This is a genomic window from Collinsella sp. LCP21S3_D3 (assembly GCF_052118305.1).
Taxonomy (GTDB): Bacteria; Actinomycetota; Coriobacteriia; order Coriobacteriales; family Coriobacteriaceae; genus Collinsella.
This window is the reverse complement of sequence record NZ_JBQKHK010000042.1, coordinates 1-2,191: the sequence shown is the minus strand read 5'-3', so window position 1 is coordinate 2,191 and position 2,191 is coordinate 1. Positions and strand designations below refer to the sequence as shown.

Annotated in this window: 2 protein-coding genes; both read left to right on the top strand. The window is 64.7% G+C overall.

Features of this window, described 5'->3' with window-relative positions:
- Window positions 1-162 precede the first annotated feature (162 nt).
- Window positions 163-522, top strand: coding sequence for a hypothetical protein (locus ACTQ1S_RS09215; protein ID WP_441085760.1), 360 nt, complete (start codon window positions 163-165; stop codon window positions 520-522).
- Between the two features lie 107 nt (window positions 523-629).
- The gene (locus ACTQ1S_RS09210) at window positions 630-2,129 is read left to right on the top strand and encodes a hypothetical protein (protein ID WP_441141268.1); all 1,500 of its coding nucleotides are present in this window, start codon (window positions 630-632) and stop codon (window positions 2,127-2,129) included.
- The last annotated feature ends 62 nt before the right edge of the window (window positions 2,130-2,191 follow it).

Genomic DNA, 2,191 nt, shown 5'->3' with positions numbered 1-2,191 from the left:
CTCGCAGTCTACAGGACCTGAAAACCATTCTCTCTGGTGGCGCGATACCACCAGATGCATATCGGCGCGACGCTGGAGGTGTTGAGCATGTCTGACGAGCCCCATATCCCGGCCCCGTGTCCAGCCTCGTTGGCGGATGGTGGGCGCGCTTTGTGGAGTGGCGTGGCGGACGTGTTCGAGCTGACGCCGGAGCAGTTGGTGCAACTGGAAGAGGCATGCCGGGCAAAGGATCGGCTGGACTCTCTGGATGCGGCGATCCGTGGCAAGCATGACGTGCTGCTGTCGATTGAGACGGACGATAACGGAGTGGCCAGCTTGGTCGTGAACTCGGCGCTGCGTGAGGCGAACGCGACGGCCACGGTCCTCAAGCAGCTATTGGCCGCGCTGCGGTTGCCAGACGTGGAGGGTCGCCGGCCCCAGTATCGGGGTCCGAGGGGTGCCTATCAGAAGTCTGTGGAGTCGGTCGCATCCGCCGGCAAGGTGTCGAGCCTTGACCGGGCGCGGAAGCGGCGCGCAGGCTGATGTTCCGGCCCTTGTTCGAGGGGCAGAAGTGCTCTCTCGGCTATGCCGTCATCGACTGGCTCGAGGAGTATGCCTGCCATGGCCCTGGGCCGGTGGAGGGGCAGCCGTTGACGTTTGATGATGAGATGCTCGATTTCGTCGTGGACGCCTACGAGCTCGAACCGGCGTCTGGGCGCAGGCTGATCTCTCGTGGCGTGCTGTCGATGCCCAAGGGTCGGGCGAAGTCGGAGGTTGCAGGGCTGATTGGCGTGGCGGAGGCCCTTGCTCCGGTGCGTTTCGATGGCTGGGATGCGAGTGGGCAGCCGGTGGGTCGCCCGATCCGCTCCCCGTTTGTCCGCTGCCTCGCGACCGAGGAAAGGCAGAGCGGGAACACGTTCCAAAACCTCGCCTTCGTCATGGGTGACTGGGGTCACGACAATCACCCCGACATCTATGGCGGCGTGAAGGGCATCCGCGACTACCGCTCAGCGACCAACATCTACCTGCCGAACGGCGGGGAATGCCGCTCGAGCTCGTCCGGTGCCGCGTCGAAGGACGGAGGCAAGGAGACCTTCCTCGTGCCGGATGAGGTGCACCTGTACGTACTCCCGGAGCTGCGGAACATGTACGCCACAACGATGCGCAACCTCCCAAAAAGGGCGGGCGACGAACCGTGGGCGCTGCTGACAACGACCGCATTCCGTTACGGCGAGGAAAGCGTGTGGGAGACGATCTACAAGCGCTGGAAGACCAAGCAGCTTGGCCCCGGATGGCTGGTCCACCATCGCGAGGCGAAGGGACCTATCCGCATCTACGAGGACCGCGAGCACACGCTGGCGCAACTGCGCTACGTGTACGGCGCGGCCATGGACCCCGTGTCGGGCTGGATGACCCCCGAGCTTGCCTATCAGACGATGCTGGATCCAACCGAGTGCCGTGATGAGGCTGAGGGGGCTCGCTACTACCTGAATCGGGCCATGGCGTCCTCGGATTCGTGGATCGCGCTCAGGGCCGTGGAGGACGCCCAGGTGGACGGTCCCGAACCTGCCGATGGGACGCCGATCACGCTCGGGTTCGACGGGTCGCTGAACGATGACTCGACCATCCTCCGGGGCTGCCGCATGTCAGATGGATACCGGTGGACGATTGGGCTGTGGGAGAAACCCGAGGGGTCCGACGGCATCGGATGGCAGGTGCCGCGCACCGAGGTGCTGGAGCGTATCCGTGAGGCGCATGCGCGCTATCGCGTGATCCGGGGCCACTACGACCCGCATGAGTGGCGCAGCGACATCTCAGACCTGGCGCACCAGTTCGGCGAGGATGTGGTGGTCGAGTTCCCCACGACCTCAGACACTCTGATGGGTCCGGCGCTGGACACGCTGCACACCGACATAGTGACCGGAGTCACGAAGCAGAGCGACGATCCGGACGCGCTGCGGCACTACGGCAACGCGTACGTGAAGCGGCGCGGACAGTATCGGCTGATCCGCAAGGAGTACCCGAACAGCCCCCGCAAGATTGACGTTGTCGTGGCGGACGCTCTCGCCTACGCGGCGAGGCGGGCGGTGCTGGACACCGGCTGGACCGATGACGACTCACAGAACAGCGCCGTGTGGTGCTTCGCCTAGACGATGAATGGAGGTGGGCATGGGTGACATTGATGTCCTGAACCGCCTCCACCGCAAGACCC